This is a genomic window from Pseudomonadota bacterium (genome assembly GCA_026388255.1).
In the GTDB taxonomy this organism is placed as follows: domain Bacteria; phylum Desulfobacterota; class Syntrophorhabdia; order Syntrophorhabdales; family Syntrophorhabdaceae; genus JAPLKB01.
In genome coordinates this window covers 1-1,972 of sequence record JAPLKC010000048.1, presented here as the reverse complement: position 1 = coordinate 1,972, position 1,972 = coordinate 1, and the positions used below count along the sequence as shown (strand labels likewise).

Below are 1,972 nucleotides of genomic sequence, written 5' to 3'. Positions count from 1 at the left end.
TATGAGTTTATGTCAACACTGTAGCAAAGATACAGAAGACCCGAAAACAACAACCTGTTTTAACAGCTATGTAGATTTTGAAGATAGCTGTTCATTACCACGTGAACCATATGCAGAAGATGAAACAGAAAGATGTTCAGTATGTCATGTTGTACCTGGAGCATATCATCATAAAGATTGTTACATGGAGAGATGTCCCAGATGTGGGAAGAGGCTTATATCATGTGGATGTCTGGCAAAGAGGTAGGCAATTATAGTTATTCAGAAAGACAATATGATATTTCAGGAGATATACCGGCAAAAAAATCTTTGTATGAAATCTTGCCGGTAACAGTCTATCTCAGAAAAAACGATAAAGCCTTTTCACATACTCTACCAATTATTTCCTCTCTTTCTTATTGTACCCTTTTTCTGTTTGACTTATGATGATTTGCGGCAAATTGGTTTCCCTGCCATAGTCCTTTCCATAAGCTTATCCTTATAATTGGCCTCAGCTTCATCAACAAGAAATTTAGCCTCATCCAGAATTATCTCGTATGTCTCTTCTTTTAAAATCCTTTTTGCAACAGTTACAAAAGCTCTTTCAATAGAAATAGGTCCTTTTTTGTTATTTAATTTATCGTGGGTGAGTTCATCACATCAAAAAGTTATTTAATGTCGTAATCTTTCATCTTTCTCAGCAAAGAACTATGGCTGATATGAAGTATATTCGCGGCCTTTGTTCTGTTGCCCGTTGCGAGATCGAGGGCATGTCTGATGGCTTTCTTTTCAGCATCCACTGTAATATCATGAAGCAATAAGGAAGAAAATATGTCGATGTCTTCTTTCTTTGAGTCAAGGTTTAGATTGATGTCTTCCATGCTTATCGTGTCGTCATGAGAAAGAAGAACCGCCCTTCTGATCACATTCCTGAGTTCCCGTACATTGCCGGGCCAGGTATAGTTGCAGAGTACCTCCAGGGTATCCTCCGAAATTTCCCGCATGTTTTTGTTGAGCTCCTCTGTGGCTTCTCTAAAAAACCTGTGAATAAGCCGGGGGATATCCTCAGCCCTTTCACGGAGCGGGGGAATATGGATTATAAATTCACCGAGGCGGAAGAAGAGATCTTCCCTGATCTTTTTCTCTTTCATGGCCTGCATGATATCGATGTTTGAAGCAGAGATAATGCGTGTATCAACCTCAAAAGGGGTTACGCTGCCCAAGGGATAAAGCTTTTTTTCTTCTGCAATCCTGAGAAGCTTGCTCTGCACGTAAGGAGACACGTTCTGGAGTTCATCTATCAGGATGGTGCCTTTGTGGGCAATCTCAAAGAATCCTTTTTTCTTCCTCTCAGCCCCTGTAAAGGCGCCCTTTTCAAATCCGAAGAGCTCGCTTTCTACAAGGTTTTCCGGGATTGCCCCCATATCCACGGTGACAAAGGGTCCATCAGCTCTTTTACTGAAATTATGTATAGTCCTTGCAATAAAGGATTTCCCTGTTCCTGTTTCGCCTTGCAGGATGATTGAAAAATCGCTTGGCGCTACCTGCCGTACCTGCTCAACGATTATTTTCATAACATTGCTTTTTCCAAAGAGCGTTTCAAAGGAAACTCTCAGGGCATTTTCATACTCCACCTTCTCTATGGCCCTCTTTACTGTCACCATGAGTCTGTTAAAATCAGGGGGTTTAAGCGTAAAATCGTATGCGCCAAGCTGAATGGCCGTGACTGCAGTAGGGATATCGCCGTTTGCAGTAATGATAATAACAGGTACGGCAGGGTCTATCTTTCGTAATGCCTGTAGACACTCAATACCATTCATACCGGGCATCTTAAGATCAAGTAGCACTATGACAGGTTTTTCTTTCCTGAAAACCTCCAGCGCCGCTTCGCCATTCTCTGCCTCAATCGGGAAAAACCCGTTATTATTAAGAAAATCGCTAAGCGTGAGCCTGATGTTTTTGTCATCGTCTACAATAAGAATTTTATTCATCC

2 protein-coding genes are annotated in these 1,972 nt (G+C 41.4%); one reads left to right on the top strand and one right to left on the bottom strand.

From position 1 onward, the window contains the following. Nucleotides 1-247 (top strand): hypothetical protein (locus NT178_06660; GenBank protein MCX5812209.1); only part of this gene is annotated, 247 nt, incomplete at its 5' end. Between the two features lie 400 nt (nt 248-647). Here the strand turns inward: NT178_06660 and NT178_06655 are convergent. Next, nucleotides 648-1,972 (bottom strand): sigma-54 dependent transcriptional regulator (locus NT178_06655; GenBank protein MCX5812208.1); only part of this gene is annotated, 1,325 nt, incomplete at its 5' end.